Consider the following 356-nt stretch of genomic DNA (forward strand, 5'->3'; position numbering starts at 1 on the left):
GCCCGGTACGAGGACCGCACCAACGGCCCGGACATCACACCAAGGAAACCGATCTCCTCGGCCTCGTGCTGGAGGTCCACGAACTCCTGCGGCTTGACCCACCGGTCCACCGGCAAGTGCCGCTCGGACGGGCGCAGGTACTGGGTGATTGTGATCAAATCACAGCCGGCCGCATGCAGGTCCCGCAGGGCTTCTGAGATTTCCTCGCGGGTCTCGCCCATGCCCAGGATCAGGTTGGACTTGGTCACCATACCCAAATCCCGGCCCTGGGTGATGACATCAAGGGACCGCTCGTACCGGAACGCCGGACGGATCCGCTTGAAAATCCTCGGCACGGTCTCCACGTTGTGCGCGAA

1 pseudogene is annotated in these 356 nt (G+C 63.5%); it reads right to left on the reverse strand.

Going from position 1 to position 356, the window contains the following annotated elements:
- Positions 1–356 (reverse strand): annotated as a pseudogene (locus AB4Y77_RS23035) (lipoyl synthase); the annotation flags it as partial.

The organism is Paenarthrobacter sp. YAF11_1 (genome assembly GCF_052113445.1).
Taxonomy (GTDB): Bacteria; Actinomycetota; Actinomycetes; order Actinomycetales; family Micrococcaceae; genus Arthrobacter.